The organism is Cupriavidus plantarum (assembly GCF_905397285.1).
GTDB lineage: Bacteria > Pseudomonadota > Gammaproteobacteria > Burkholderiales > Burkholderiaceae > Cupriavidus > Cupriavidus plantarum.
Map to the genome: position 1 here is coordinate 269,491 of NZ_CAJPUX010000003.1, position 26,277 is coordinate 295,767.

Consider the following 26,277-nt stretch of genomic DNA (forward strand, 5'->3'; position numbering starts at 1 on the left):
CACACGTTACACAGGATCTTCCGACCATGAACGCCAACGAACATCAATTCGCCCAGACGGCCGCCACCCCGCAACGCGGTCCGCGCGAGGTCCGCGCGCCGCGCGGCAATACGCTGCATTGCAAGAACTGGCTGATCGAGGCCGCGTATCGCATGATCCAGAACAACCTCGACCCCGAGGTGGCCGAGCGTCCGCAGGACCTCGTGGTGTATGGCGGCATCGGCAAGGCGGCGCGTAACTGGGAATGCTTCGACGCGATTCTGGACAGCCTGCGCCGCCTGGGCGAGGATGAGTCGCTGCTGGTGCAGTCGGGCAAGCCGGTGGGCATCTTCCGCACGCATGCCGATGCGCCGCGCGTGCTGATCGCGAACTCGAACCTCGTACCGCACTGGGCCAATTGGGACAAGTTCAACGAGCTCGATCGCGCGGGCCTGATGATGTACGGCCAGATGACGGCGGGGTCGTGGATCTACATCGGCACGCAGGGCATCGTGCAGGGCACGTTCGAGACGTTCGTCGAAGCGGGGAATCAACACTATGGCGGCGACCTCTCCGGCAAGTGGATCCTGACGGCGGGTTTGGGGGGCATGGGCGGCGCGCAGCCGCTCGCAGGGGTTCTGGCGGGCGCATGCGTGTTAGCGATCGAGTGCCAGGAGTCGCGCATCGACTTCCGCTTACGCACGCGCTATCTCGACAAAAAGGCGACGACGATCGATGAGGCGCTGGCCATGATCGACGAGGCCACGCGGAACAAGCAGGCCATCTCGGTGGGTCTGCTGGGCAATGCGGCCGAAATCGTGCCGGAACTCGTGCGCCGCGCGCAGGCGGGCGGCATGCGGCCGGACATCGTGACCGACCAGACCTCCGCGCACGACATCGTGAACGGCTATCTGCCGGAAGGCTGGACCGTCGAGCAATGGGAAGACGCGCGCAAGCACGACCCGAAGTCGGTGGAAGCGGCCGCGCGGCCGTCGATCGTGAAGCATGTGCAGGCGATGCTGGCCTTCCAGAAAATGGGCGTGCCCACGCTGGACTATGGCAACAACATCCGTCAGGTCGCGTTCGACGAGGGCGTGACCAATGCATTCGATTTCCCGGGCTTCGTGCCCGCGTATATCCGTCCGCTGTTCTGCCGCGGCAAGGGACCGTTCCGCTGGGTGGCGCTGTCGGGCGACCCGGAGGATATCTACAAGACCGACGCGAAGATGAAGGAACTGTTTCCCGACGACAAGCCGCTGCACCGCTGGCTCGACATGGCGCGCGACCGCATCGCGTTCCAGGGCTTGCCCTCGCGCATTTGCTGGGTGGGACTCGACGAGCGTCATCGCGCCGGCCTGGCGTTCAACGAGATGGTGAAGTCGGGCGAGCTCAAGGCGCCTGTCGTGATCGGGCGCGACCACCTCGACTGCGGCTCCGTGGCGTCGCCGAACCGCGAGACCGAGGCGATGCGCGATGGCTCGGACGCGGTGTCGGACTGGCCGCTGCTCAATGCGCTGCTCAACACCGCGGGCGGCGCCACGTGGGTGAGCCTCCATCATGGCGGCGGCGTGGGCATGGGTTTCTCGCAACATGCGGGCGTGGTGATCGTGTGCGATGGCACCGATGCGGCCGCCAGGCGCATCGAGCGCGTGCTGTGGAACGATCCGGCGACCGGCGTCATGCGTCATGCCGATGCGGGCTACGAGACCGCGATCGAATGCGCGCATGAGAAGGGTCTCGATCTGCCGATGGTGAAGGGCGCATGAGCGTGCCGGGCGTGCGGCGCTTCTCGCTGGCGACGATCGCGCCGATGCCGTGGAAGAACGGTGGCGGCACTACACGAGAGATCGCGGTGTCGCCTGCGGGCGCCGGCATGGACGACTTTGCGTGGCGCATCAGCGTGGCGGATATCGCCGCCGATGGGCCGTTTTCCGCGTTTGCCGGCATCGACCGGCAGATCGTACTACTCGACGGCGCGGGTGTGGTGTTGCGGTCGCGGGAGGAGCGGGCGCGGGAAGATGGATTCGTACATCGGCTCGACCGCGTGGGGGAGCCGTTCGCGTTCGCGGGCGATGTCGCGGTGGATGCGACGTTGATCGACGGGCCGACGCGCGACTTCAACGTGATGACGCGGCGCGGCCGGTGCCGTGCCGTCGTCGAGGCGATGCGGACGCCCGTGCGGATCGACGGGACCGGTGCGACGCTGGTGCTTGTCATCGCTGGCCACTGGCGCGATGGGGACGGCGAGCCGCTCGCGGCCGGTGACGGTATGCTGTGGACCGACGCGCCCGGTGTTGGACCCGGTATCGAGCCCGGCGTAGCGTCCGTCGCGCGTACCACGCTGACCCCCCAGGACGATGCCGCGCTGTGCCTGCGGGTCGCCATTGATGGAGAGCCGAGATGACGAAGTTTGGAACCGCCGCGGACGGCATCTGGCACAACGGCCACCTGCTGCCCGATGGCGATCCTGCCCATGCCATTCGCGACGGAGCGCTGGTCGTTGCCGATGGCCGCATCGTGTGGATGGGCGCCCATGCCGCGCTGCCGGCGGTGTATGCCGCGACATCGATACCCCGGCACGATGCCGCGGGGGGATGGATCACGCCCGGACTCGTCGATTGCCACACGCACCTCGTGTACGGCGGGCAGCGCGCCGACGAATTCGCGATGCGGCTCGCGGGCGCCAGCTATGAGGACATCGCGCGCGCGGGAGGCGGCATCGTGTCCACGGTGCGCGCCACGCGTGAAGCCAGCGACGATGCGCTCTTCGCGCAGGCGGCGGCGCGGTTGCAGCCGCTGCTTGCCGAGGGGGTGACGGCCATCGAGATCAAGTCCGGCTACGGCCTGTCGCTCGATGCCGAACGGCGCCAGTTGCGCGTGGCGCGGCGGCTGGGCGACGCGTATGGGGTGGCGGTGCATACGACATTCCTCGGCGCGCATGCACTGCCGCCCGAGTATGCGGGACGCGCCGACGATTACATTGCGCTGGTATGCGAGACCATGCTGCCGGCGCTTGCCGAAGAAGGTCTCGTCGATGCCGTCGATGCGTTTTGCGAGTCGATCGGTTTCTCCGCGGCGCAGACCACGCGCGTCTTCGAGGCGGCCGCGCGCCATGGCCTGCCCGTCAAGCTGCATGCGGAGCAATTGAGCAATCTCGGTGGCGCCGCGCTGGCGGCGCGTCATCGTGCGTTGTCGGCCGACCATCTCGAGCATCTCGACGAGGCGGGCGTCATGGCGATGGCGGCCGCCGGTACGGTCGCGGTGCTCCTGCCCGGCGCCTATTACTTTCTGCGCGACACCCATCTGCCGCCAATCGCGCTGTTGCGCGAGCATGGCGTGCCGATCGCGATCGCGACTGACCACAATCCGGGCACATCGCCCACGACGTCGCTGCTGCTGATGCTGAACATGGCCGCGACGCTGTTCCGCATGACCGTTCCGGAGGCGCTGCGAGGCGTGACCGTGCATGCGGCACGCGCCCTCGGCGCGGCGGACCGGCATGGCGTGCTGGCCGCCGGGCGCGATGCGAACTTCGTGTTGTGGAACGTCGCCTCGCCGGCCGAGCTGGTCTATTGGTTCGGCCGCAATCCGGCCGCGCTGGTCGTGAGGCAGGGGAACGTCTATCGGGGAGCCGGGGCATGAGCGTCGCAAGCCAATTGTTCGCGCGGCAGGCGCTTTTGCCGGGAGGGTGGGCCCGCGACGTGCTGCTGGGCTGGGACGCATCGGGCCGATTGACCGCCGTGACGCCGGAGGCGACACCGGAGGATGGCATCGCCCGCGCAGCGGGGCCCGTGGTGCCGGGCATGCCGAACCTGCATTCGCATGCGTTCCAGCGCGGCTTTGCGGGGCTGACCGAGATGCGGAGTGCGTCGGACGGCGACGATCCGGCCGGTGGCGACTCGTTCTGGAGCTGGCGCACGCTGATGTATCGCTTCGCACTGCGGCTGTCGCCCGACACGCTCGAGGCAATCGCCACGCAGCTGTACGTGGAGATGCTGCGCGCGGGCTACACCAGCGTGTGCGAATTCCATTACGTGCACCACGACACGGATGGCAAGCCGTATGCGGATGGCGCGGAGATGTCGCTGCGCCTGCTGCGCGCGGCGCGGCGGGCAGGCATCGGCATGACGCTGCTGCCCGTGCTGTACCAAACCGCTGGATTCGGCGGCAAGCCCGCACAGCAGGATCAGCGCCGTTTCCTGCATCGCACCGAGGCGATGCTGTCGCTATTGCAGCGACTGGCGCCCGAATGCGCGGCCCATGGCGCGAGGCTGGGTCTCGCGCCGCATTCCCTGCGCGCGGTGCCGCCGGACAGCCTGCGCGATGCGGTGGCGGGGCTGCATGCGATGGACCCCGGTGCTCCCGTGCATATCCATATCGCGGAACAGCAGCGCGAGGTCGATGACTGCCTCGCGCAGACCGGCACGCGGCCCGTGGCATGGCTGCTCGACCATGCCGAGGTCGATGCGCGCTGGTGCCTCGTGCATGCCACGCATATGGATTGGGACGAACGGCGCCGCCTCGCGGAGAGCGGGGCGGTGGCGGGCATCTGCCCGACCACCGAGGCGAATCTCGGCGATGGCGTGTTCGAGGCCGCGCCGTATCTCGCGCGGCAGGGCGCGTGGGGGATCGGGTCGGACAGCCATGCGAGCGTCAGCGTGGCCGAGGAACTGCGCACGTTTGAATATGGGCAGCGCCTCGGCTTGCAGCGGCGCAACGTGCTGGCGTCCGACGCGCATCCGCAAGTGGCGGACCGGCTGTGGCTCGAGGCGGTGGCCGGGGGCGCGCGGGCGGCTGGCCGTCCCGTGGCAGGTCTGGCAGTCGGCAATCAGGCCGACTTCGCGGTGCTCGATGGGGCCAGCGTCGCGCTGGCGGGCCTCGATGGACCGCGCGCGCTGGCCGTTCATGTGTTCGCCAGCCACGGGCATGAGACACTAGCGGAAGTTCGCACCGCCGGCGTCTGCCGCGTGCAGCACGGCAGGCACCCCCTCGAGGCGGAAGCCGGCCCGCTGTTCACGGCCGCGCGCGCCCGGCTGCTGGCCGATTGATTTCGTTATACGCCCCACACGTCTACCTTCGATGTCCTTCTCCACCGATACCCCCGCTTTCACGCTGCATCGCGGCACGCGCCCGTTGCTGGTGTCCATGCCGCATGTCGGCACCTATCTGCCGCCGTCCGTGGCTTCGCGCCTGACCGACGAGGCGCGTACCGTGCCCGATACGGACTGGCACATGGACCGGCTGTACGACTTCGCGCGCGAGCTTGGCGCGTCGATTCTCATGGCAACGCACTCGCGCTACGTGATCGACCTGAACCGCCCGCCCGATAACGCGAACCTGTATCCGGGGCAGGACACCACGGGCCTTTGCCCCGTCGATACGTTCGACAAGACGCCGATCTATGCCGATGGCACGAACGGTCCCGACGACGCGGAGATCGCGCTGCGCCGCGACAAGATCTGGCATCCGTATCACACCGCGCTGCAGCAGGAACTGGCGCGGCTGCGCGCCGAGCACGGCACGATCGGCCTGTGGGATGCGCATTCGATTCGGTCGGTACTGCCGCGCTTCTTCGAAGGCAAGCTGACCGACTTCAACCTCGGGTCGGCGAACGGCGCCAGTAGCGATGCGGGACTGGCCGCGCGCATGCTCGAGATCGCGAATCTCGTGCCGGGCCATACGGCGGTGCTCAATGGCCGGTTCAAGGGCGGCTATATCACGCGCCAGTACGGCAATCCGGCCGGCGGCGTGCATGCGATCCAGCTGGAGCTGGCGCAGAGCGCGTACATGATCGAGAGCTACCCGTTCGACTACGACGTGTCGCGCGCCTCGCGCGTGCGGCCGGCGATCCGCAAGATGCTGGAGACCATGCTGCAGTTCGTGGAATCGAAGGTGTAAGGAGAGGGGGGGCAGCCCCCCGTCTTTCATTCTTTTCGTCTTGATTAGCCTTATTTTTTCACCACGTTCTTGTCCGCCTTGTTGCCGGTCGCCTGGTTGTACTTCTCCACGTACTCCTCGAACAGCTTGCGGATCGAGCGGCCGATTTTCACGTAGTCCGACTCATTCAGGTTCGCCAGCGACACGCGCCCAGACGGATGCCGCGTGCCGAACCCACGCCCCGGCAGCAGCACGACGCCCGCTTCCTCCGCGAGCCGGAACAGCAGTTCCACGGGCTCCTGCGAACTCAATACCCATTTCACGAATTCCGGACCGATGGCCTTGCCGCCAAGCTGTTCGATATCGAGCAGCGTGTAGTAATCGACGATGTTCGGATCGCCGTCCTCGGGCGCGATGCCGATCTCGCGGAACAGCGCGGCCTTGCGCTTGCGGATCAGCCGCTTCATTGCCTGCTTGTACGCGTCCGGCGTGTCCATGAGCGAGAACAGCGAGAACAGCACCATTTGCACCTGCTGCGGCGTCGATAGCCCCGCGGTGTGATTCAGCGCGACGGTACGGCTGTCGGCCACCACGCGGTCGATGAACTTGAGCGTGTCGGGCGTGGTCGTGATCGAGTTATACCGCTTGTGCAAGGACTGGCGCTGGGCCTCGGGTAGCGACCTGAGCCGTTCGTCGAAGATATTCTCGCGATGGGTGGCGATGACGCCGAGCCGCCAGCCCGTGGCGCCGAAGTATTTCGAGAACGAGTAGACGAGAATCGTGTTGCGCGGGCATAGCGCGAACAGCGACGTGAAATCGTCGGCGAAGGTGCCGTACACGTCGTCGGTAAGGATGATCAGGTCGGGACGCTCCTCGATGATCGAGGCGAGATACTCGAGGCTCTCGTCGCTCATGCGCACGGACGGCGGGTTGCTCGGATTGACGAGGAAGAATGCCTTGACCTTGGGATCGCGCAGCTTGTCGAGCTCCTTGTTCGGATACTGCCAGCGCGCTTCGGGGTCCGCGTTGATATTGAGCTCGACGAGCTGGTAGTCGTTGAGCTCCGGAATCTCGATATACGGCGTGAAAATGGGCATGCCCAGCGCGATGGTGTCGCCGGCCTGGAGAAGATGGTTCTCGCGCATCGAGTTGAACAGGTACGTCATCGCGGCGGTGCCGCCTTCCACCGCGAACAGATCGAACTCGCCGATGAACGGATGGCTGCCGATCATCTCCTTGCGGATGTACTGGCCGACGATGACCTCGGAGAGCCGTAGCATGCGGTCCGGTACCGGGTAGTTGCACGCGAGGATGCCCTCGCACATCTCGTACAGGAAATCGCCGGCGTCGAGGCCGAGCTGATCGCGCACGTAGGACACCGCGCCCGCGAGAAACTTCACGCCCGGCGTGTCCCCGCATTCACGCGCGAACAGGTCGAAGCGCTCCTCGATGCCTTCCCGCCGCGGAAAGCCGCCCACGCCTTCCGGCATGTACGAGAACGAGCGCTCGGACTCGCGCATCGCGAACAGGCCGAGCTGCCAGAAGCCGTGCCGCGGCACGGTGGCGAGAAAGTTCGGATTGCCGCGCCCCGCGTTGAGCATCAGGCAGTCGCTGCGGCTGCTGGCGAGCTTGATGAGTTCGTCCTTGAGTTCGAACGGCGACAGGCTGGACAGGGTGGACAGATCGGGTTTGCTCATGGTTTCGCTCCTCTTAGACGAGACCCACGACCAGCGGGCCGAGCAGGGTCAGCAATACGTTGGCGATGGCATAGGTGATGGCGAACGGCACGGTCGGCACGGGGCTCTCGGCCTTGTCGAGAATGCCGCCGAAGGCGGGATTGGCGCTCCGCGATCCGGACAGCGCGCCCGCCAGCAGCGCGGCGTTGTCGTAGCGCAGCACGTAGCGGCCGAACAGCATCGTGAGGAACAGGGGCAGCAGCGTGACGACGGCGCCGAGGATGAAGATCGTCAGCCCCGACTCCTTCAGCGTGGAAACCGCCTGGAGGCCCGAGTTGATGCCGACGATCGCGACGAACGCGGCGAGCCCGAAGTCCTTGAGCAACTGGCATGCGGCGGTCGGCATGGCGCCGTACATCGGATGCTTGGAACGCGCCCAGCCGAACACGAGTCCCGACAGCAGCGCGCCGCCGCCCGAGCCGAGCGTGAGCGGGATCGAGCCGATGCGCACGACCAGCAGGCCGATCAGCAGGCCGACGAGCACGCCGGCGCCGAAGTAGACGAAGTCGGTCTTCTCGCTCGGCTGCAGTTCGTAGCCCGCGCGCTGCGCGGCGCGCCTGGTGTCTGCGGGGGTGCCGTAGAACGTGATGATGTCGCCGTGCTGCAAATGAACGTCGGGCAGCAGCGGCAGCGGATGATCGTTGCGCTCGATGCGTTCGAGGTACACGCCATGACGCATCTCGCGGCTGACGTTGGCCACGATCTCGCCGAGCGTCTTGTCATTCATGCCCTTGAGCGTGAAGACCGCGCGGCGCGTCTGCATAACGGTGCCCATGCCGTCCGCGTCGGCCACTTCCTCGCCGATCGTCAGCGCGGTGGGAACCATCGCGTCCCGCCGGCCGACCATCAGCACGAGGTCGCCGGTCTGGAGCACCGTGTCTTGCTGGACATCGACAGGTTTGCCCGCCCGCTGGATCTTCTCGACGGTGACGAGGTCATCCCCGCCCATCTCGATCTGCGACACGGTCTTGCCCGCGGCACCCGTCACGCGGAACAGGCGGCCGACGAGGCGCGGCAGTGCGCCAGCCTGGCCCGGGCCGTATTGCGGCAGGCCGCCGTGCATGGCGGCTTCGACCTTCTTCGAATCGGTCTTGAGGTCCGATCCCATGAAGCGGGGCAGGATGTTGACGCAGACGATGATGGCGCCGAGCGATCCGAACACGTATGTCACGGCATAGCCGATGGCGACGTTGGCCTGCAGCGTCTTGACCTGGTCGGGCGGCAGGCCGAGCTTCGTGATGGCGTCGCCCGCGGTGCCGATGATCGCGGACTGCGTCATGCCGCCGGCGGCGAGTCCGGCGGCCAGCCCCTTGTCGAGATGGAATAGCTTGGCGAGCACGACCACCGTGATAAGGCCGGCGACGGCCATGAACACCGCCATCGCGATCTCGCGCAGCGAGCTTCGGTTGAGCGAGTTGAAAAACTGCGGGCCGCTTTCATAGCCCACGGCGTAGATGAACACCGCGAACATCACGGCCTTCACGCCGTTGTCGATCTCCACGCCCACCTGACTGATCACGACGGCGGCCAGCAGCGAGCCGGCCACGCCGCCCAGCTGGAACTTGCCGAATGTGAGCTTGCCGATGGCGTAACCCACCGCCAGCGACAAGAACAGCGCGGATTCGGGGGATTTCTGGAAGATGTTGTGCAGCCATTCCATGTAGACCTCCTCTTGCTGTGAAGCGATGCAAACCGGGGGCCGGCGGGGCGGTTGGCCGCGCCGTGCGTGATGCAGGATGTCGATGCGCGTCTTCACGCGCGTGCATGCTCGATGCGTTGCCGCCGGCTTCAGCGTGCGGCGATGGATGCGGCCATCGTTACGGCAATGGGTCCCAGCAATGGCAGCAGCACGTTGGAGATGGCATAGGTGATCGTGTAGCCGATCACGGGCGTGCCGTTTCCGGCGGCATTGGTCAGCGCCATGATCGTGGGGGTACTGCAATGCTGGCCGGCTACCGCGCCCAGGAGGATGGGCAGATCGAGCCGTAGCCAGCGGCGGCCGATGAACAGCGAGATCGCGGCGGGGATCACGGAGATCAGCACGCCAGCGATCGGCAGGACCAGGCCGTATTCGGCGATGAGGCGCAGCGCGTCGGGTCCCGCGCTCAGTCCCACGGCCGCGATGAACGTAGCCAGGCCGAAGTCCTTGAGGATCTCCGCGGCGGGACCTGGCAGCGACCCCATCACCAGCAGGCGCGCGCGCAGCCATCCGAAGGCGAGGCCCGCGACGAGGCAGCCGCCGCCGGTGCCGAGCGTGAGATGCGCCTTGCCCAGATCGATGGACAGCGAGCCGACCCACATGCCGAGCAGAATGCCGATGCCGAGGAATACGAAGTCCGTGCGAATCGTGGGCACGACGGCGTAGCCGAGCTCGGGTACCGCGTGCCGCACGGCGTCGCGCGGGCCGGAGAGGGTGAGCACGTCGGCGCGCTGGAGCACCGTCTCCGGCAGCAGTGGCACGCGGTGCTGCATGCGCGTGAGGTTGGCGAGATACACGCCGCGGCCGGCGCCCACGTCGGCCATTTCGCGGAGGCGGGCGAGCGACACGCCGACGACCTCGCGGCGGGTCAGCAGCACGCTCTGCTCGCACTGAATCACGTTGTCAAATTCGGCGGTGAGCGCGGCATTGCCGCCGACCTCTGTGCCCACCTCTGCGCGCCAAACCGTCGCGCGAACGCGACCATCGCATCGCGGCGGCCGACCGCGAGCACGATGTCGCCCGCGCGCAGGATGTCATCGGGCGCGGGCTTCAGCGTCTCTCCTTCGCGCAGGATGCGGCGGATCGTGACGCCCATCGCGACGCCGCGTTCCACGTCGATGACCGTCTTGCCTTCCTGTGCAGCGTCTACGCGCAGGACGCGGGAAACGATGCGTGGCAATGCGTCGAGCTGGCCGTCTGGCCTGTCGTCCTGTCCGCCGAGCTTCTGCCAGAGGCGCTGCGCGGATTCGCGCAGGTTCTCGCGCAGCAGCCATGGCGCGAGCTGGCTCGTGAACAGGACGATCGATATCAGGCCGAACAGGTACGTCACGCTGTACGCCGTGACGATATGGCTCTGGAGCACGCGTGTTTGCTCGGGGTCGGTGCTCAGGTGCGCGACGGCCTCCGAGGCGGTGCCGATGACCGCGGATTCGGTGGCGGCGCCGGCGAGCAGGCCCGCGGCGGTGCCGGGGTCGAGCCGCAGCAGCGGTACCGCGATGGCCAGCAGCGCGAGCAGGACGAAGACTTCGACCAGCGACAGCAGGCCGATGCGCCATTCCTTCGCCACGTTGGCGAAGAACTGAGGGCCGCCCGTGAAGCCAAGCGCGAAGATGAACAGCGCGAACGCGACGTTGCGCACGTCGTCGTCGAGCCGCACGCCGGCCTGTCCGATCACGAGCGCGGCGATGAGCGTGCCGCAGATGCCGCCGAGCTGGAATGGGCCGAAGCGGATCGCGCCTACCGCGTGGCCGACCGCCAACGCCAGAAAAAGCGCGATCTCGGGGTTGCCGGCGAGCAGGGCGAGGGCGTGGTCCATGACGCGAATGCGGGCTCCAGGTCGTCCTTGCAGACGCGACGGCAGTCGGTGTCTGCAACGGTGTGGAGGATTATCCGCCCCGGGTTACGCGTCAGGAATTGAAACGTTTCGTGGGTGATTTAAACGACTTCAACATCGCCAGGCCGCGAACGGAACCGTCGCGGCCTTTCGCGTGCGGTTACTTGCCGCTATTGAGACGGTCCTGGATATGCTGGGCGCGCGCGGCCGAGCCGGGATGCGAGCTCAGCAGGCTCGAGCTGCCGCCATCGAGCTTGGCGAGCTTCTGGAACGCGGTGACGAGCGCCTGGCGGTTCTGTCCGTTCTTGGTCAGCAGATCGTACGAGTAATCGTCCGCGGCGCTTTCCTGCCGCTGCGAGAACTGCGCGTTGACGAAGGTCTCGCCGAGGTCGCCGATCTGCGACGACGACAACGCGGTGAGCGTCGTGTTGCCGAGCGATCCGAGCAGCCCGCGCGCCGCCGCGGTGGAGTAGGCCACCTGCATCGCGGCCTTGGTATGGCCGAGTGCCACGTGCCCGATCTCGTGGCCGAGCACGCCACGCACTTCGTCGTCGCTCATCAGGTCCATGAGGCCGCTATAGACACGCACGCAACCGTTGGCCATCGCCCATGCGTTGACATCCTTGGTCATGTAGACCTTGGCATCGAGCGGCAGCCCCGTGTTCTTGAGCCCGGCCATGATGTTGGTCAACCGCTTGGCATAGGTACTGTCGGCGGTGGCGACGGTGTTTTTCTTGTCCATCTCCGCACAGGACTGATCGGAGAGCTGCTTCACGTTGGCGTCGGACAGCGACGCGGCGGAGAAGAGGCTACCGCCCGCCTGCGTCAGCCCATCGTAGTTCGTGCCGGCACACCCGGCCATCAAAAGCGCGCAGCCAAAAGCCGCCGCCGTCGCGGAGATGCGAGTCATGGTCGTTCCCTGGAGTTCATGTTGTCATGTTGGCGGCACGCGCTACTGCGATGGCAGGCCGCATCCCGCAGGATAGACCGCCACCCCCGACGCGTGAAGTAGGCGAAGTCTTACAAACACGCGTGCGGTTTCAGAGTCGTCTCATTGGAAACCGCAGCACCTTTTGCGCACGCTTGCCGCTTAGCGTCGCCCTGTTTGCATGAGCAGGCCATGCGATCGGCGCGGCTTGGCAAGGTGTGAATTAAAAGTTACGATGTGGGACAGTCCGAAATCGAAGTGGTGTTGTACCGGCGCGATGACGGGTTCGAACCGGTAACCGACTGGCTCGCCTCGGTTCGCGACAAGCGTGCCGCGGCGCGGATGCGCATTCGCATGTACCGCCTGACACAAGGGCTGTTCGGCGACGTGAGACCGGTGGGCGGCGGCATACTGGAATTGAGGGAAGACGTGGGCCCCGGATATCGGCTGTACGTCGCGCGGCACAGCACGGCATTGGTCGTGCTGCTTTGCGCGGGAAGCAAGCAGACGCAGGCTGCCGATATTCAACTCGCACAGGTCTACTGGACCGAATGGAAGCGGAGTAATGCATGAACAAGAGCATGAGCGTGAGCAAAAGCGTGAGCAAGAGCAAAGCACCTCGCAAACCTGCAACCGGAGGGCCGGCAAGATATGCCGCGTCCGTGCCGCTGAGCGAGGCCACCATCGAAGCCCTTGGCCAGGATCGTGAGCTGGCCGTGGAGTTTCTCAGGGCCGCAATGGAAGAGCTCGACGATCCGGAGAACCGCGCGGTGGGTCTGCTGGCATTGCGTGACATCGCCGAGGCCTACGGCGGTATGACCGCAGTGGCCCAGGAGGCTGGAATCACGCGAGAGGCCCTCTATCGCGCGCTGTCTCCTAGCGGCAACCCCACGCTCAAGACGATCGTGGCGGTGCTGCGTGCCGTCGGCATGCGCCTCTCCGTCGTGCCCGCATGATCCCGCCGGGGTCGGCGACGCGTGCCTGTGCGTTGGCACGGCCGTCCCGCAGGGCAAGTCCCGCAAGACGGTCATTGGCCAGCAGCGCGGCCGGCGGGGATGGCGTTGCAACGCGCGTGCGCACGCGATGAAAAGCTGACACGCTCTGGTTCACACGCCATCGTGCCGCACGCTATTCCGGTTCAGCCTTCCCGCCCATGCCGCCGCAGCAGCCACGCCGCCGCCACGAACAGCGTGGCGCCCGCCGCGACCATGCCGACCGCCGGCACACGGCTGCGATCCCGCCAGCCGCCGTCGATCGACATGTTGCCGGTACTGGGCCGGAACAAGTTGCCATCGGTCTTCGGCGCGGGCGGCGCGCCCCGCAGATAGCCGCGCACGAATAACGACGATCCGAGGCGCAGCAGGGTCGGGGAGACGATGTTGCCGATGCGGGACAGCGTTGCCATCACGCCGACGGCTGTCGATCGGCGGTGCGGGGAGTGGGCCGCGTGGACGATGGCGCGGGCCACGGCGCGGGGATCGGCCCGTGGCGGCGGTGGCTTGATGACCTTGCCCGTGTAGTTGGCGCCGTGCGCGAAGCCGGGGCTATCGACGACCATCGGGAAGATGTCGCACACGTGAATATGCGGCCACGGCGCGAGTTCGAGCCGCAGCGCCTCCGAGAACCCCCTCAGCCCGTACTTGCTCGCGGTATAGGACGTGGCCATCGGCGTCGGCGACCACGCGCCGAGCGACAGCACCTGGATCAACGTGCCTTTGCCGGCTTTCTTGAAATATGGCACGACCGCGCGCGCGCCCAACAGATAGCCGAGCAGGTTCGTGCGAATGATCTGCTCGTGCGCCGCGGCGGGCGTGTCCTCGATGGCGCCGGCCGCGCCGACGCCCGCATTGCTGACCCATACGTCTATCTGACCGCCGTGCGAGGCAGCGAACGCCGCCGCGCGGTCCGCGAGGTCCTGCATGTCGCGGGGATCGGTGACGTCGGTGGGGACGCCGATGACCTGCGCGCCGAGCCGCCGGCATTCGGCACAGACGACCTCGAGGGCCGCCTCGCCCCGCGATGCCAGCACGAGCCGCGCGCCCTGGCGGGCGAACCGTTCGGCGGTGGCGCGCCCGATGCCGCTGGAAGCGCCCGTGATCACTACGGTAGGGGAAGCGGTGGCACGCATGGGGTCTCCTGTCGTCCTGATGGTCCTGATGATGCTGCTAGTCCTGTTCGCCGAGGTGGAGTCTGTCGGCGACGCATCGTTCATGCCATCGGCCCCGTCGTGGCGGGCAACAGGCGTGAGAACGGCGCTAACGTTGCTTGCCGGCGCTTACCGGCGATGCGGGACGTGCGAGCGGGACGGACCCGGAATGCGAGGGCGGAAGCTGGAAAAAGAAACCCGGAAAAATTGACGCGTCGAAGCTGCTGACCGAAGTCACTGAAGATGGTGCCCGGGGTCGGACTCGAACCGACACGCCTTGCGGCGGGGGATTTTGAGTCCCCTGCGTCTACCTGTTTCACCACCCGGGCATTGGGTGAGGCACTGCCGATGCAGCACCTGCGATGAATCGGGGATTATGCCGGAAATCGGAAGGCGGAACAACGGGGCGGCAACTATCGGCCACGTCTCGCGTTGGTGGTGCGGTTGCGGTCGTAGAAGCCCGGCGGCTTGCGGGCGACCCAGCGGATGAAGGTGGCGATCACCGGATGGGCCCGCAGCGTTGGCCAGTCGTGATAGGTGGCCGCGAGTTCGGATTCCGTAAAGACCGAGTGGATCTTCTGGTGGCAGATACGGTGCATGGGCACGACCTCGCGGCCGCCCTGGCTTTTTGGGATCGGGTGGTGCAAATCGGTGCTGGCGTCTTCGAGCAGTGGACGGCCGCATAGCGGGCAGCGCGCGTTGGCCGCCACCGGGATAGCGGGCGGGCCGAGTTGATCGTGTGCGTTGGCGCGGAGCCGGCGTTTGACGACCATGGCGGTGTCCATGGAAAGGGTTCGAGCGAGTACGTTATCAGATCGTGTAGCATCACAGCGCCACCCTCGTGATCCCATGACGAACGGAACCGCCATGTCAGCCCATCCCACCCTGGCCAGTCTTGCCGAGCTGCCCTCGCAGGATCCCGCCTTCTACACGCAGGCCTACAATAACCGCGCGCTCGTGCCCGACCATCCCGTCCACATGGCGCGATGGGCCGCGGACTCCGCGCTCGTCCGCGCGCGCGTCACGTTCCGCGAGGGGCTCAGTTATGGCGCGTCCGACTCGCCGTACGCCTACGCCGAAACGCTCGATTATTTTCCCGCGGTGACCAGCGTCGACTTCGCGCTTCCGCCGCTGCTCGTGTTCATCCACGGCGGCTACTTCCGCTCGTTCGACAAGAGCGACCACAGTTTCGTTGCCACCCAGTTGCCGCGCAAGGGCGTGTCGGTGGCGGTAGTCAACTACGCGCTATGCCCGGAAGTGAGCGTCGAGGCGATCGTGCGGCAGGTGCTGCAGAGCGTCGCATGGCTCTATCGCCAGGCCGATGAACTCGGCCACGATCGCGATCGTATTTATCTGGCCGGCCATTCCGTCGGCGGCCACCTCGTGGCGATGCTGATGGCGGCGCTCTGGCCGCAGTTCGGCGCCGATCTGCCGGCCGATCTCGTCAAGGGCGGGGTATCGATCAGCGGGCTCTACGACCTCGAGCCGCTGCGCCGCGCGGAATTCCTGCAGGCCGACCTGCAGCTGACCGAGGCCGACGTCGCGCGCCTGTCGCCGGCCTTCCTGACGCCGGCGACGGACGCGCCCTTCATCACCGCGGTGGGTGAGCTCGAGTCGAGCGAATTCCATCGCCAGAAGGCGCTGATCCGCGCCGCATGGCCCAACAACGTGCGCGAGGATATCCCGCTGCCGGGCAAGCACCATTTCAATGTGATGGACGACCTCACGCGCGAGGGCACGCCGTTGCTGCGTGCCATCCTTGCCATGGTCGGCGCGGTGTAGTTACTTCCCGTCGCCTTCGAGCACGCGCAGCAGCGACGACGTATCGTCCTTGCCCCAGCCGTTTTCGATGAGCTTGTCGAGCTGGGCCGCGGTCGCGCGCATCGCGGGCAGGGGCAGGCCAAGCTCGTCGGCGATGCCGTTGGCGAGCCCGAAGTCCTTGTAGTGCAGCCGCGCCTCCATTCCCGGCGCGAAGTCGCGCGACACCATCTTGGGGCCGAGCAGATCGAGCATGCGGCTTCCGGCGAAGCCGCTCGCCATGGCGTTGAACACGCGCTGCGTGTCGACGCCCTGCGCGCCCGCGAAGCGCATCGCTTCCGCGATGCCCTCGATGTTGACGACCTGCGCGATCTGATTGCACAGCTTGGCTACCTGACCCGCGCCATGATCGCCGATGTAATTGATGTGCTTGCCGAGCACGGCCAGCAGCGGGCGCACGCGTTCGAGCGCGGCTTCGCTGCCGCCCACCATGATCGTCAGCGTGGCCGCCCGCGCGCCGATCGCACCGCCCGACACGGGGCAGTCGAGCATCTCGATGCCGCGCTCGGCCAGCGCCGCCGCGATCTCGCGCGTGACGATCGGCGAGATCGTGCTGTGGTCGATGCAGATCGTGCCCGGCGCCGCGCCGTCCGCCACGCCGTGCTTGCCCAGCAGCACCTCACGCACGTCTTCGGACGACGTCACGTTGGTGAACACGACCTCGGCGCCGCGCGCCGCTTCGGCATGCGTGAAGAACGGTTCGGCGCCGAGCTTGCGCGCCGCGTCGGCGGCTTCCGGCCGGCGGACCGAGGCCCGCACGGTATGGCCGGCGGCGATCAGGTGGCCCACCATGGGCGCGCCCATCACGCCCAGGCCGATGAATGCAACGGTAGTCATGAAACGCTCTCCATGGTCTAGACTTTGGCGCGCAGTTTCCAGAGCGACGTCACTTCGGCCACGCGCGCGGCGTGCAGCGGATCGTCGGCGTCGGCGGCCTTCGGGTGGCGCGGGCGGATATCCGAGCGGCCCGCCACGACCAGCCCCGCTGCCTCGATCCAGCCCAGCAGTTCCTCGCGTGTGCGCAGGCCCAGGTGCTCGGCGAAGTCAGACAGCAGCAGCCAGCCTTCGCCATCGGGTTCAAGATGCGCGGCGAGGCCGGACAAGAAGCCGCGCAGCATGCGGCTCTCGGGATCGAACACCGCATGCTCGATCGGCGATGACGGCCGGGCGGGCACCCACGGCGGGTTGCACACGACGAGCGGCGCGCGGCCGGCGGGGAACAGATCGGCCTCGGTGACCTCGACGCTGTTCGCATACCCCAGTTGCGCGAGGTTCGCGCGCGCGCACGCGAGCGCGCGCGGATCCTGATCGGTGGCCACCACGCGTTTCACGCCCCGGCGCGCGAGCACCGCGGCGATCACGCCCGTTCCGGTGCCGATATCGAACGCCAGCGATGACTTCGCAAGCCCGGCAGGCAGCGGCTCGGCGGCCACGAGGTCGAGGTACTCGCCACGCACGGGCGAGAACACGCCGTACCACGGGTGGATGCGGTCTTCGAGCGCGGGAATTTCCACGCCCTTGCGGCGCCATTCGTAGGCGCCGATCATGCCGAGCAGTTCGCGCAGCGACGCCACATAGGGGGCATCGGTCTCGCCATGCACCTGCACGCAGGCCTCGTGCACGTCCGGCGCGCGGCGCAGCGGCACCACATGGTCCGCATCGAAGGGAATCAGCAGCATGCCGAGCGTGCGCGCGCGCTGGGACTGCGCAAGCCGATGCAGGTGGAAGGCTTCGGTCACGCTGGCCGGTGCCTTGGCCCCCTTCGCCGGGCGCCTGGGTTTGCGGTCCGTGCGGCGGGCCATGGCCTGCAGCAGCTGACGCGCGTTCTGGAAGTCGCCGCGCCACAACAGCGCGGTGCCCTCGCAGGCGAGCCGGTAGGCGGTATCGGCCGAGGTCGTGTCGTCGGCGATCACCACGCGCCTGGGCGCGGGCACGCCGGCCTCGGAACGCCAGCGCGCGCTGCGCTCGGCGCCGTCCTCGGTCCAGTGGATGGTGGGTTCGGGAGAATTTGCGGACATACGTAGAGAGAGCAGGCCGGTCAGAGCTCGTAGGCTTCGTGGTCGCCGGACATCGCCTGTTCGACCAGCTTGCGGTTCAGTGTGGGCGAGAACAGTTCGATGAACGTATAGACGAAGCTGCGCAGGTAAGCGCCTTGCTTGACGGCCAGATGGGTCACATTGGTGCCGAACAGGTGGCCGGCCGGGATGCCACGCAGGTTGCGGTCGCGTTCGGGATCGAAGGCCACGCCGGCGACGATGCCGACGCCGAGGCCGATCTCGACATAGGTCTTGATGACGTCGGCATCGACGGCCTCTAGCACGATGTCGGGCTGCAACTGGCGCAGCTCGAACGCCTTGTCGATCTTGGGCCGGCCCGCGAAGTTCGGGTCGTAAGTAATCAGCGGATACGCCATCAGGTCCTCGAGCGTCAGGTGCTTGCGTTCGAGCAGCGGATGGTCGAGTGGCGTCACCACCACATGTTGCCATTGATAACCGGGCAGCGAGACCAGCCCACGGTCGCGGGAAATACCCTCCGTGGCGATCGCGATGTCGGCCTGGTCGTGCAGCACCATGTCGGCGATCTGCGCGGGGTTGCCCTGCTGGATGGACAGCCGGACCTTCGGGTAGCGCTTGGTGAACTCGCCGACGACGCGGGGCAGCGCGTAACGCGCCTGCGTGTGGGTGGTGGCGATGGTGAAATTGCCCTGATCCTGTGCCGCATAATCCTTGCCGACCCGCTTGAGGCTCTCGACCTCCTGAAGGATCTTCTCGACGGAGGTCAGGATACGGCGCCCGGGCTCGGTCAGACTGCGGATGCGCTTGCCGTGGCGGGTGAAGATATCGACACCCAGCTCCTCTTCCAGCTCGATAATCGCCTTCGAGACGCCCGGTTGTGACGTATAAAGCGCTTTTGCCGCTTCGGTCAGATTGAAATTCTGACGGACGGCCTCACGGACGAATCGGAACTGATGCAGGTTCATATAACTTCGGTCGTATAAACAAACAACTTCTTATTAGTTTGAGATATGAGGCCAGTTTATTACGATTTGCGAACTTTGTTAATGAATGGCCCAGTGTCTTCGCGCGCCGCCCCCGCAGGCGCCCGACCCGCCCGGCAGGGGCCCTTCGTTATCGCCTTGTAGAGCGCCTGTATGTCCCTTGCCTATACCGTTTCCGGTCTGCTGGTCGGTGTCCTCGTCGGTTTGACCGGCGTGGGTGGGGGTTCGCTCATGACGCCGCTGCTCACGCTGCTGTTCGGCTTCTCGCCGGCCACGGCGGTCGGCACCGACCTCGCATTCGCGGCAATCACCAAGGGTTTCGGCACGATAGCGCACCGCGCGCACGGCCACGTGCAATGGCAGGTGGTACGCCGCCTGTGCCTCGGCAGCCTGCCCGCCGCCGTCGCCGCCATTCTCGTCCTCAAGAGCGCCGGCGAACTGGACGCCCAATGGCTGCACGCGATTCGCATGACCATCGGCATCTCCGTGCTGCTGACGGTGGCTTCGCTGCTGTTCCGCAAGCAGATGCTCGACTGGCTCGCGCGCCATCCCCGTTTCCAGCTCGAAGGCCGCGCGCAGACGATTGCCACGGTCATCGTCGGCGCCGTCATCGGCGTGCTCGTGACCGTGTCGTCGATCGGCGCGGGCGCGGTCGGCGCGACGCTGATCCTGCTGCTGTATCCCCGCATGAAGCCGGCCGAAGTGGCTGGCACCGACATCGCCTACGCGGTGCCGCTTACCGCGTTGGCCGGCCTCGGCCACGTGTGGCTCGGCACCGTGCACTGGAACCTGCTCCTCGCGCTGCTGGTGGGCTCGATCCCCGGCATCTGGCTCGGCGCGCAACTGTCGCGGGCATTGCCCGAACGGCTCGTGCGCGCGGCCCTGGCCACGACCTTGACGCTCGTCGCGATCAAGCTCGTCTCCTGAGCGCCCCCGATTAAACGACGAATACTGAACGGACCCACACCATGTATCAGTACGACCAATATGACCAACGCATCGTCAACGAACGCGTTGCCCAGTTCCGTGACCAGGTGCAGCGCCGTCTCTCCGGCGAACTGACCGAGGAAGAATTCCTGCCGCTGCGGCTGCAGAACGGCCTTTACATGCAGCGCCATGCGTACATGCTGCGCGTGGCGATTCCGTACGGCCTGCTGTCGTCGAAGCAACTGCGCATGCTCGCGCATATCGCGCGCACGTACGACCGCGGCTACGGCCACTTTTCGACGCGCCAGAACATCCAGTACAACTGGATGGACCTCGAGCGCGTGCCCGACGTCCTGGCCGACCTCGCCAGCGTGGAAATGCACGGCATCCAGACCTCGGGCAACTGCGTGCGCAACATCACGACCGACCACTTCGCCGGCGTGGCGCCGGACGAGTACGTCGATCCGCGCGTGCTGGCGGAACTGCTGCGCCAGTGGAGCACGTTCCAGCCGGAATTCGCGTTCCTGCCGCGCAAGTTCAAGATCGCGATCAACGCGTCGGCCAACGACCGCGCCGTGATCCAGATGCACGATATCGGCATCGAGGCCTATCGCAACGCTGAAGGCGAGACGCGCCTGCGCATCTGGGCCGGTGGCGGCCTGGGCCGCACGCCGATCCTGGGCACCGTGATCAAGGAAGACCTGCCGTGGCAGCACCTGCTGTCGTACGTCGAGTCCGCCATTCGCGTGTACAACCGCTATGGCCGCCGCGACAACAAATACAAGGCCCGTATCAAGATCCTCGTGAAGGCGATCGGCGCGGAGAAGTTCGCGCAGGAAGTCGAGGAGGAATGGCAGTTCAGCAAGGACGGTCCCGGCACGCTGACGCAGGAAGAGTTCGACCGCGTGGCGCAGTACTTTGCCCCGCCGGCCTACGAGAAGCTGCCCGATACCGATGCGTCGTACGAGAAGCACCTGCTCGAGGACAAGGCGTTCGCGCGCTGGGTCAGCCGTAACGTGCACGGCCACAAGGTGGCGGGCTACGCGGCCGTCACGCTGTCGACCAAGCCCGGTCCCGCATCGCCCCCGGGCGACGCCACCGACGTGCAGATGGACACGGTGGCCGACCTGGCCGACCGCTTCGGCTTCGGCGAACTGCGCGTGGCGCACGAGCAGAACCTGATCCTGCCGGACGTGAAGAAGCGCGACCTGTTCGAGCTGTGGCAGCTCGCGAAGAAGGCCGGCTTGGCCACCGCGAACATCGGCCTGCTGACCGACATCATCGCTTGCCCGGGCGGCGACTTCTGCTCGCTGGCCAACGCCAAGTCGCTGCCGATCGCGGCGGCGATCCAGGAGCGTTTCGAGGATCTCGACTACGTGTACGACCTCGGCGAAATCTCGCTGAATATCTCGGGCTGCATCAACGCCTGCGGGCATCACCACGTGGGCAACATCGGTGTGCTCGGCGTCGACAAGGACGGTTCCGAGTGGTACCAGGTCACGCTCGGCGGTGCGCAGGGCAATGACGCGTCGCTCGGCAAGGTGATCGGCCCGTCGTTCAGCGCCGAGGAAATGCCGGATGTGGTCAGCCGCATCATCGACACCTTCGTGGCGAACCGCATCGAGGACGAAGCCTTCATGCAGACACTGTCGCGCATCGGCATCGCGCCGTTCAAGGAACGCGTGTACGCCGACAAGCAACGCGAGCGCGCGGAAGCCTGAAGACCGGGAGAAAACGAACATGGCAAAGATCATTCAACTGCAACGCAGCGCCGCCGAAGTGCGTCCGGTCATCGTGGAAGACAACTGGACCGTGCTGCGCGCGACCGAAGCCGAACCGCTCGACGACGCGCGCATTGCCGCCGCCGTGCAATCGAAGGACGCGGTGCTGTTTCCGCTGAGCGTGTGGAAGGCCAGCGCAGCGCTGCTGGCCGGCCGTGACAAGGCCATCACCGGCGTGTGGCTGGCCCCGGAAGACGAGCCGGCCGATGCGGAAGCATTGTTCCCGCAGGTCTCCGTCGTCGCGGTGGACTTCCCGGTGTTCCGCGATGGCCGCGGCTTCTCGACGGCCTATCTGCTGCGCACGCGCTATCACTGGGCGGGCCAGCTGCGCGCCATCGGCGACGTGCTGCGCGACCAGCTCAACTTCATGAAGCGTTGCGGCTTCGATGCGTTCGCGGTGCGCGCGGACAAGAACATCGAGGACGCCATCAAGGGCTTCACCGAATTCACCGTGGCCTATCAGGCTTCGGTCGATGAACCGCTGCCGCTGTTCCGCCGCGCTCGCGCGGAGGTGACGGCGGGAAGTGGGGCGCAATGAGCGTCGTGCTGTCAGACATCCCCGTGGTCGATGCCTCCGCGGAGGTGTCGTCCCTGCGCCCCCCAGCGCTGTGGACGATGCCGCTGTACACAGGCTCGATCGAGGCCCTCGAGGCCAAGGAACAGGCGTTGGCCGAACGGCTGACGGGCATCGCGTCGCGCTTTTTCCGCGCGCGCTTCGCCACGAGCCTGGCCGCCGAGGACATGGTGCTGACGGACGCGATCCTGCGTGGCAACGAAGGCGTGCGCGCCGGCATCCGCGTGTTCACGCTGAACACGGGCCGCCTGCATGCGGAAACGCTGGCGGTGCTGGACAAGGTGCACGCGCACTACGGCTACGTGATCGAGCAGTTCACGCCCGATGCGGAAGCGATCGAGAACTACGTCAGGCGCAATGGCGAGAACGCGTTCTATGACAGCGTCGACCTGCGCAAGACCTGCTGCGGCATTCGCAAGGTCGAGCCGCTCAACCGCGCGCTGTCGCACGCCGATGCGTGGATGACGGGCCAGCGCCGCGAGCAGGCGGTGACGCGTTCGGAGCTGCCGTTCGAGGAAATGGACGACGCGCGCGGCATCCCGAAGTTCAACCCGCTCGCAGACTGGACCGAGGCGGAAGTCTGGGCCTACCTGACGCGCCACAACGTGCCGATCAACGCGCTGCATGCCAAGGGCTATCCGAGCATCGGCTGCGAACCGTGTACGCGCGCGACCAAGGCTGGCGAAGACGTTCGCGCTGGCCGCTGGTGGTGGGAGTCGAAGGACTCCAAGGAGTGCGGGTTGCACGAACAGAACATCAAGCATTAAACGAGGCCACACGACATGGGCATCATGACCGAAATCGCCGAAGCAGACGTGACAAGCAACGTTGCCAGCAACGTCGAGCACCTGCTGCAGGTACAGAACGACCACCTCGACCGGCTGGAAGCCGAGTCGATCTACATCATCCGCGAGGTGGTGGCCGAGTGCCGCAATCCCGCGCTGCTGTTCTCGGGCGGCAAGGATTCGATCGTGATGCTGCACCTGGCGCTCAAGGCGTTCCGGCTCGGCGATCGCAAGACCGAACTGCCGTTCCCGCTGGTGCATATCGATACCGGCCACAACTATCCCGAGGTCATCACGTTCCGCGACAAGCGCGTGGCCGAGATCGGCGCGCGCCTCGTGGTGGGCCATGTCGAGGATTCGATCAAGCGCGGTACCGTACGTCTGCGCAAGGAAACCGATTCGCGCAACGCCGCGCAGGCCGTGACGCTGCTGGAGACCATCGAGGCGAACAAGTACGACGCGCTGATGGGCGGCGCGCGCCGCGATGAAGAGAAGGCGCGCGCGAAGGAACGCATCTTCTCGTTCCGCGACGAGTTCGGCCAGTGGGATCCGAAGGCGCAGCGTCCGGAACTGTGGAGCCTCTACAACGCGCGCATGGCGCCGGGCGAACAGATGCGCGTGTTCCCGATATCGAACTGGACCGAGCTGGACGTGTGGCAATACATCGCCCGCGAGAAGCTCGAACTGCCGCCGATCTACTACGCGCACCAGCGCGAGGTCGTGCGCAAGAATGGCCTGCTCGTTCCCGTGACGCCGATCACGCCGAAGCAGGATGGCGACGAGAGCGAAGTGCTGTCGGTCCGCTTCCGTACCGTGGGCGATATCAGCTGCACGTGCCCGGTCGCGAGCACGGCTGCCTCCCCGGTGGAGATCATCGCGGAAACCGCGGTGACGGAGATCACCGAGCGTGGGGCGACGCGCATGGACGACCAGACGAGCGAGGCGTCGATGGAGCGCAGAAAGAAAGAAGGTTACTTCTGATCGCCGCCTCGCACGTTACGGACAAGGATTACCCATGAGCACCCAATCGAATCATCAAGGCCTGCTGCGATTCATCACCGCGGGCTCCGTCGACGACGGCAAGAGCACGCTGATCGGCCGCCTGCTGTACGACAGCAAGGCGGTTCTGTCGGACCAGTTGACCGCGCTGGCGAACGCCAAGAACAAGCGCACCGCCGGCGAGCAGATCGACTTCTCGCTGCTGACCGACGGCCTCGAGGCCGAGCGCGAGCAGGGCATCACGATCGACGTAGCCTACCGCTACTTCTCGACCGCGCGCCGCAAGTTCATCATCGCGGACACGCCGGGCCACGAGCAGTACACCCGCAATATGGTCACGGGCGCGTCGACGGCCCACGCCGCGATCGTGCTCGTCGATGCGACCCGCGTGACGGTCACGAACGGCCGCGCCGAGCTGCTCGCGCAGACCAAGCGCCATTCCGCGATCCTCAAGCTGCTGGAACTGCAGCACGTGATCGTGGCGGTCAACAAGATGGACCTCGTCGAATTCAGCGAGCAGCGCTTCAACGAGATCCGCACCGCCTACGCCGAACTGGCCGAGCAACTGGGCCTGAAGGACGTGCAGTATGTGCCCGTGTCCGCGCTGCGCGGCGACAACATCGTGCACGAGAGCGAAGCCATGCCGTGGTATCAGGGCGAGCCACTGCTGCCGCTGCTGGAAGCGCTTCCCGTGGTGGACGCCGCCCCGACGGGCGACGCCGCGCTGCGCTTTCCGGTCCAGCTCGTCATCCGTCAGGACGGCGCGCAATCGGACGACTTCCGCGGCTACGCGGGCCGCGTGGAAGCGGGTACCGTGCGCGTGGGCCAGAAACTCCGCGTGCTGCCGGCCAACCGCGAAGCCGTGGTGGCCGAAGTGCTGACGCCTAACGGCAGCGCGGACTCGGCGAATGCCGGCGACACGGTGACTGTACGCCTCGCCGAGGACGTCGATGTGTCGCGCGGTGATATGTTTGTGTCGGCGGAGACGGCAGCGGTGGCCGCGAAGAAGCTGCAGGCGGACCTGTGCTGGTTCGACGACGAATCGCTGAACCCCGCGCGCAAGTACGTGCTCAAGCACACGACGGCCAGCGTGTTCGCGCGCGTGTCGGCAGTGGATCGCGTGCTGGACGTCCATACGCTCTCGCACGAAACCGGCCGGCATGATATCCGTCTGAACGATATTGGCGCGGTACAGATCTCGCTGCAAAAGCCGATCGTGTGCGATGCCTATGGCGACAACCCCGCCACGGGCGCATTCGTGCTGATCGACGAAGCGACGAACCATACGGTGGCGGCGGGTATGATCCGTGCTTATGCCTGACCGGTAGAGGCCGTCAGGCCCATAGAGACAGGCAGTCAACGATGAACACCCCACAAGACAAGGCGCGGCGGCCCACCCCCGGCAAGGTGTACCTGATTGGTGCAGGCCCCGGCGCGGCCGATCTCATTACAGTGCGCGGCGCACGGTTGCTGGGCGAAGCCGAGGTCGTGCTGCACGACGCGCTGGTCTCGCCCGAGATGCTCGCGTGGTGTCCGCAGGCCGAGCTGATCGAAGTGGGGAAGCGCTGCGGCCAGCGTTCCACGGCGCAGTTGTTCATCAACCGCCAGATCGTCGATCTGGCGAACAAATACGAGCGCGTGGTGCGCCTCAAGGGCGGGGATCCGATGCTGTTCGGCCGCGCCGACGAGGAACTCCAGGCGCTGGAGGCCGCCGGCATCGCATACGAAGTGGTGCCCGGCATCACCGCGGCGCTCGCGGCGGCCAGCGCCATCGCGCGCCCGCTGACCAAGCGTGGCGTGTCGCGCAGCGTGGCATTTGCCACGCAGGCCAAGGCCGCGGATGCGGTGGACGTCGATGCGGACGTCAAGGCCGATACCATCATCTACTACATGGGACGCGATCAGGCGGCCCGTATCGCCGCTCAGCTGATTGCGCGCGGCAAGCCCGCTACCACCCCCGCATGGGTCGTTGAAGCGGCCACCACGACGCGCCAGCGCAGCCATCAGTTCACGCTGCGCGAGATGGCGGATGGCGACGCGGCGGCCTGGATGGATCCGGTGCAGCCGAGTCTGCTGATGATTGGGGAAGCGTTGGGGGCACGGGACACGGAGTTGTCGTCCGCGTTGTCGTCGCACCCCGGCGACGCAGCGACCTTCCGCGCTGCCTGAGCTGCTACAAGCCGAGGCTGAGCCGCT

25 protein-coding genes and 1 tRNA gene are annotated in these 26,277 nt (G+C 66.6%); 15 read left to right on the plus strand and 11 right to left on the minus strand.

The genetic code is table 11. The annotated features are described in order from the left end of the window. Window positions 1-26 precede the first annotated feature (26 nt). Genes hutU through hutG form a run of 5 tightly spaced genes read left to right on the plus strand, consistent with a single transcriptional unit; the run spans window position 27 to window position 5,877 of the window. Window positions 27-1,745 (plus strand): urocanate hydratase, encoded by a 1,719-nt coding sequence (hutU, locus tag KHP16_RS15930; RefSeq protein WP_109580234.1) that lies wholly within the window; start codon window positions 27-29, stop codon window positions 1,743-1,745. Then, window positions 1,742-2,383 (plus strand): HutD/Ves family protein, encoded by a 642-nt coding sequence (locus KHP16_RS15935; protein ID WP_211960648.1) that lies wholly within the window; start codon window positions 1,742-1,744, stop codon window positions 2,381-2,383. Before hutU ends, KHP16_RS15935 begins: the two co-directional genes overlap by 4 nt. Beyond that, window positions 2,380-3,621 (plus strand): imidazolonepropionase, encoded by a 1,242-nt coding sequence (hutI, locus tag KHP16_RS15940; protein WP_121490549.1) that lies wholly within the window; start codon window positions 2,380-2,382, stop codon window positions 3,619-3,621. The genes KHP16_RS15935 and hutI overlap by 4 nt, the downstream gene beginning before the upstream one ends. Then, window positions 3,618-5,027, plus strand: a complete 1,410-nt coding sequence (locus tag KHP16_RS15945) for a formimidoylglutamate deiminase (protein ID WP_109580237.1) — start codon at window positions 3,618-3,620, stop codon at window positions 5,025-5,027. The genes hutI and KHP16_RS15945 overlap by 4 nt, the downstream gene beginning before the upstream one ends. Window positions 5,028-5,058: 31 nt before the next feature. Further along, window positions 5,059-5,877, plus strand: a complete 819-nt coding sequence (gene hutG / locus KHP16_RS15950; protein ID WP_211960649.1) for an N-formylglutamate deformylase — start codon at window positions 5,059-5,061, stop codon at window positions 5,875-5,877. Between the two features lie 50 nt (window positions 5,878-5,927). On the opposite strand, the gene KHP16_RS15955 is transcribed toward hutG, so the two are convergent. The 5 genes from KHP16_RS15955 to loiP form a co-directional block, all read right to left on the minus strand. Next, a complete protein-coding gene (locus KHP16_RS15955; protein WP_109580239.1) occupies window positions 5,928-7,553 on the minus strand; it encodes a bifunctional aspartate transaminase/aspartate 4-decarboxylase in 1,626 nt (541 codons plus the stop codon). 13 nt (window positions 7,554-7,566) lie between these two features. After that, window positions 7,567-9,252, minus strand: coding sequence for an aspartate-alanine antiporter (aspT, locus tag KHP16_RS15960; RefSeq protein ID WP_211960650.1), 1,686 nt, complete (start codon window positions 9,250-9,252; stop codon window positions 7,567-7,569). Between the two features lie 128 nt (window positions 9,253-9,380). Continuing rightward, window positions 9,381-10,241: an aspartate-alanine antiporter-like transporter gene (locus KHP16_RS28370; protein ID WP_244835832.1), complete on the minus strand. Its 861-nt coding sequence runs from the start codon at window positions 10,239-10,241 to the stop codon at window positions 9,381-9,383. Beyond that, window positions 10,187-11,107: an aspartate-alanine antiporter-like transporter gene (locus tag KHP16_RS28375; RefSeq protein WP_244835833.1), complete on the minus strand. Its 921-nt coding sequence runs from the start codon at window positions 11,105-11,107 to the stop codon at window positions 10,187-10,189. The genes KHP16_RS28370 and KHP16_RS28375 overlap by 55 nt, the downstream gene beginning before the upstream one ends. Window positions 11,108-11,285: 178 nt before the next feature. Continuing rightward, entirely contained in the window at window positions 11,286-12,035 is a 750-nt protein-coding gene (gene loiP, locus KHP16_RS15970) for a metalloprotease LoiP (RefSeq protein ID WP_109580242.1), read from the minus strand. A 255-nt stretch (window positions 12,036-12,290) separates the two neighbouring features. Here loiP and KHP16_RS15975 point away from each other — a divergent pair, with 255 nt between their 5' ends. Then, window positions 12,291-12,626 carry a type II toxin-antitoxin system RelE/ParE family toxin gene (locus tag KHP16_RS15975; protein ID WP_109580243.1) on the plus strand — a complete coding sequence of 112 codons (336 nt, stop codon included), beginning with the start codon at window positions 12,291-12,293 and terminating at the stop codon, window positions 12,624-12,626. Beyond that, window positions 12,623-13,009 carry an addiction module antidote protein gene (locus tag KHP16_RS15980; RefSeq protein WP_310794105.1) on the plus strand — a complete coding sequence of 129 codons (387 nt, stop codon included), beginning with the start codon at window positions 12,623-12,625 and terminating at the stop codon, window positions 13,007-13,009. Before KHP16_RS15975 ends, KHP16_RS15980 begins: the two co-directional genes overlap by 4 nt. Window positions 13,010-13,191: 182 nt before the next feature. On the opposite strand, the gene KHP16_RS15985 is transcribed toward KHP16_RS15980, so the two are convergent. From KHP16_RS15985 to KHP16_RS15995, 3 genes are all read right to left on the minus strand, one after another. Next, the gene (locus KHP16_RS15985; protein WP_211960651.1) at window positions 13,192-14,181 is read right to left on the minus strand and encodes an SDR family oxidoreductase; all 990 of its coding nucleotides are present in this window, start codon (window positions 14,179-14,181) and stop codon (window positions 13,192-13,194) included. A 262-nt stretch (window positions 14,182-14,443) separates the two neighbouring features. Next, window positions 14,444-14,528: transfer RNA gene (locus tag KHP16_RS15990), tRNA-Leu, on the minus strand. A gap of 84 nt (window positions 14,529-14,612) precedes the next feature. Next, the gene (locus tag KHP16_RS15995) at window positions 14,613-14,984 is read right to left on the minus strand and encodes an HNH endonuclease (RefSeq protein ID WP_244835834.1); all 372 of its coding nucleotides are present in this window, start codon (window positions 14,982-14,984) and stop codon (window positions 14,613-14,615) included. 82 nt (window positions 14,985-15,066) lie between these two features. On the opposite strand from KHP16_RS15995, the gene KHP16_RS16000 reads away from it, so the two are divergent. Next, window positions 15,067-15,981, plus strand: a complete 915-nt coding sequence (locus tag KHP16_RS16000) for an alpha/beta hydrolase (protein ID WP_211960652.1) — start codon at window positions 15,067-15,069, stop codon at window positions 15,979-15,981. Here KHP16_RS16000 and KHP16_RS16005 read toward each other — a convergent pair whose 3' ends face one another. Genes KHP16_RS16005 through KHP16_RS16015 form a run of 3 tightly spaced genes read right to left on the minus strand, consistent with a single transcriptional unit; the run spans window position 15,982 to window position 18,997 of the window. Then, window positions 15,982-16,854: an NAD(P)-dependent oxidoreductase gene (locus KHP16_RS16005; RefSeq protein WP_121490555.1), complete on the minus strand. Its 873-nt coding sequence runs from the start codon at window positions 16,852-16,854 to the stop codon at window positions 15,982-15,984. It lies immediately after the preceding gene. A gap of 17 nt (window positions 16,855-16,871) precedes the next feature. Further along, window positions 16,872-18,035 (minus strand): methyltransferase, encoded by a 1,164-nt coding sequence (locus tag KHP16_RS16010; protein ID WP_211960653.1) that lies wholly within the window; start codon window positions 18,033-18,035, stop codon window positions 16,872-16,874. 20 nt (window positions 18,036-18,055) lie between these two features. Next, a complete protein-coding gene (locus KHP16_RS16015) occupies window positions 18,056-18,997 on the minus strand; it encodes a CysB family HTH-type transcriptional regulator (protein ID WP_211960654.1) in 942 nt (313 codons plus the stop codon). Between the two features lie 171 nt (window positions 18,998-19,168). Between KHP16_RS16015 and KHP16_RS16020 the strand changes: the two genes are divergently transcribed. From KHP16_RS16020 to cobA, 7 genes are read left to right on the plus strand one after another with little or no spacing between them, the layout of a single operon-like run. Then, window positions 19,169-19,942 carry a sulfite exporter TauE/SafE family protein gene (locus KHP16_RS16020; RefSeq protein WP_211960655.1) on the plus strand — a complete coding sequence of 258 codons (774 nt, stop codon included), beginning with the start codon at window positions 19,169-19,171 and terminating at the stop codon, window positions 19,940-19,942. A 41-nt stretch (window positions 19,943-19,983) separates the two neighbouring features. Beyond that, window positions 19,984-21,663, plus strand: a complete 1,680-nt coding sequence (locus KHP16_RS16025; RefSeq protein ID WP_115952721.1) for a nitrite/sulfite reductase — start codon at window positions 19,984-19,986, stop codon at window positions 21,661-21,663. Window positions 21,664-21,682: 19 nt separating this feature from the next. Then, a complete protein-coding gene (locus KHP16_RS16030; RefSeq protein WP_211960656.1) occupies window positions 21,683-22,261 on the plus strand; it encodes a DUF934 domain-containing protein in 579 nt (192 codons plus the stop codon). Beyond that, complete coding sequence (locus tag KHP16_RS16035; protein ID WP_109580262.1) at window positions 22,258-23,064, plus strand: phosphoadenylyl-sulfate reductase; 807 nt, start codon at window positions 22,258-22,260, stop codon at window positions 23,062-23,064. The genes KHP16_RS16030 and KHP16_RS16035 overlap by 4 nt, the downstream gene beginning before the upstream one ends. 15 nt (window positions 23,065-23,079) lie before the next feature. Next, on the plus strand, window positions 23,080-24,063 hold the full coding sequence (cysD, locus tag KHP16_RS16040) for a sulfate adenylyltransferase subunit CysD (protein WP_109580263.1): 984 nt from the start codon (window positions 23,080-23,082) through the stop codon (window positions 24,061-24,063). A 34-nt stretch (window positions 24,064-24,097) separates the two neighbouring features. Next, the gene (locus tag KHP16_RS16045; protein ID WP_109580264.1) at window positions 24,098-25,402 is read left to right on the plus strand and encodes a sulfate adenylyltransferase subunit 1; all 1,305 of its coding nucleotides are present in this window, start codon (window positions 24,098-24,100) and stop codon (window positions 25,400-25,402) included. Window positions 25,403-25,443: 41 nt separating this feature from the next. Further along, window positions 25,444-26,250 carry a uroporphyrinogen-III C-methyltransferase gene (cobA, locus tag KHP16_RS16050; RefSeq protein ID WP_211960657.1) on the plus strand — a complete coding sequence of 269 codons (807 nt, stop codon included), beginning with the start codon at window positions 25,444-25,446 and terminating at the stop codon, window positions 26,248-26,250. Window positions 26,251-26,277 lie beyond the last annotated feature (27 nt).

What these genes read in the sequence shown, in the direction of transcription:
- KHP16_RS15980 (WP_310794105.1), top strand. Translation starts at nt 12,623, where the DNA reads ATGAACAAGAGCATGAGCGTGAGCAAAAGCGTGAGCAAGAGCAAAGCA.
- cysD (WP_109580263.1), top strand. Translation starts at nt 23,080, where the DNA reads ATGGGCATCATGACCGAAATCGCCGAAGCAGACGTGACAAGCAACGTT.
- KHP16_RS16020 (WP_211960655.1), top strand. Translation starts at nt 19,169, where the DNA reads ATGTCCCTTGCCTATACCGTTTCCGGTCTGCTGGTCGGTGTCCTCGTC.
- KHP16_RS16045 (WP_109580264.1), top strand. Translation starts at nt 24,098, where the DNA reads ATGAGCACCCAATCGAATCATCAAGGCCTGCTGCGATTCATCACCGCG.
- KHP16_RS15935 (WP_211960648.1), top strand. Translation starts at nt 1,742, where the DNA reads ATGAGCGTGCCGGGCGTGCGGCGCTTCTCGCTGGCGACGATCGCGCCG.
- KHP16_RS16035 (WP_109580262.1), top strand. Translation starts at nt 22,258, where the DNA reads ATGAGCGTCGTGCTGTCAGACATCCCCGTGGTCGATGCCTCCGCGGAG.
- KHP16_RS16015 (WP_211960654.1), bottom strand. Translation starts at nt 18,997, where the DNA reads ATGAACCTGCATCAGTTCCGATTCGTCCGTGAGGCCGTCCGTCAGAAT.
- KHP16_RS15985 (WP_211960651.1), bottom strand. Translation starts at nt 14,181, where the DNA reads ATGCGTGCCACCGCTTCCCCTACCGTAGTGATCACGGGCGCTTCCAGC.
- hutI (WP_121490549.1), top strand. Translation starts at nt 2,380, where the DNA reads ATGACGAAGTTTGGAACCGCCGCGGACGGCATCTGGCACAACGGCCAC.
- KHP16_RS16000 (WP_211960652.1), top strand. Translation starts at nt 15,067, where the DNA reads ATGTCAGCCCATCCCACCCTGGCCAGTCTTGCCGAGCTGCCCTCGCAG.
- KHP16_RS16025 (WP_115952721.1), top strand. Translation starts at nt 19,984, where the DNA reads ATGTATCAGTACGACCAATATGACCAACGCATCGTCAACGAACGCGTT.
- KHP16_RS28375 (WP_244835833.1), bottom strand. Translation starts at nt 11,107, where the DNA reads ATGGACCACGCCCTCGCCCTGCTCGCCGGCAACCCCGAGATCGCGCTT.
- aspT (WP_211960650.1), bottom strand. Translation starts at nt 9,252, where the DNA reads ATGGAATGGCTGCACAACATCTTCCAGAAATCCCCCGAATCCGCGCTG.
- KHP16_RS15995 (WP_244835834.1), bottom strand. Translation starts at nt 14,984, where the DNA reads ATGGACACCGCCATGGTCGTCAAACGCCGGCTCCGCGCCAACGCACAC.
- cobA (WP_211960657.1), top strand. Translation starts at nt 25,444, where the DNA reads ATGAACACCCCACAAGACAAGGCGCGGCGGCCCACCCCCGGCAAGGTG.
- KHP16_RS15955 (WP_109580239.1), bottom strand. Translation starts at nt 7,553, where the DNA reads ATGAGCAAACCCGATCTGTCCACCCTGTCCAGCCTGTCGCCGTTCGAA.
- hutG (WP_211960649.1), top strand. Translation starts at nt 5,059, where the DNA reads ATGTCCTTCTCCACCGATACCCCCGCTTTCACGCTGCATCGCGGCACG.
- KHP16_RS15945 (WP_109580237.1), top strand. Translation starts at nt 3,618, where the DNA reads ATGAGCGTCGCAAGCCAATTGTTCGCGCGGCAGGCGCTTTTGCCGGGA.
- hutU (WP_109580234.1), top strand. Translation starts at nt 27, where the DNA reads ATGAACGCCAACGAACATCAATTCGCCCAGACGGCCGCCACCCCGCAA.
- KHP16_RS16010 (WP_211960653.1), bottom strand. Translation starts at nt 18,035, where the DNA reads ATGTCCGCAAATTCTCCCGAACCCACCATCCACTGGACCGAGGACGGC.
- KHP16_RS16005 (WP_121490555.1), bottom strand. Translation starts at nt 16,854, where the DNA reads ATGACTACCGTTGCATTCATCGGCCTGGGCGTGATGGGCGCGCCCATG.
- loiP (WP_109580242.1), bottom strand. Translation starts at nt 12,035, where the DNA reads ATGACTCGCATCTCCGCGACGGCGGCGGCTTTTGGCTGCGCGCTTTTG.
- KHP16_RS16030 (WP_211960656.1), top strand. Translation starts at nt 21,683, where the DNA reads ATGGCAAAGATCATTCAACTGCAACGCAGCGCCGCCGAAGTGCGTCCG.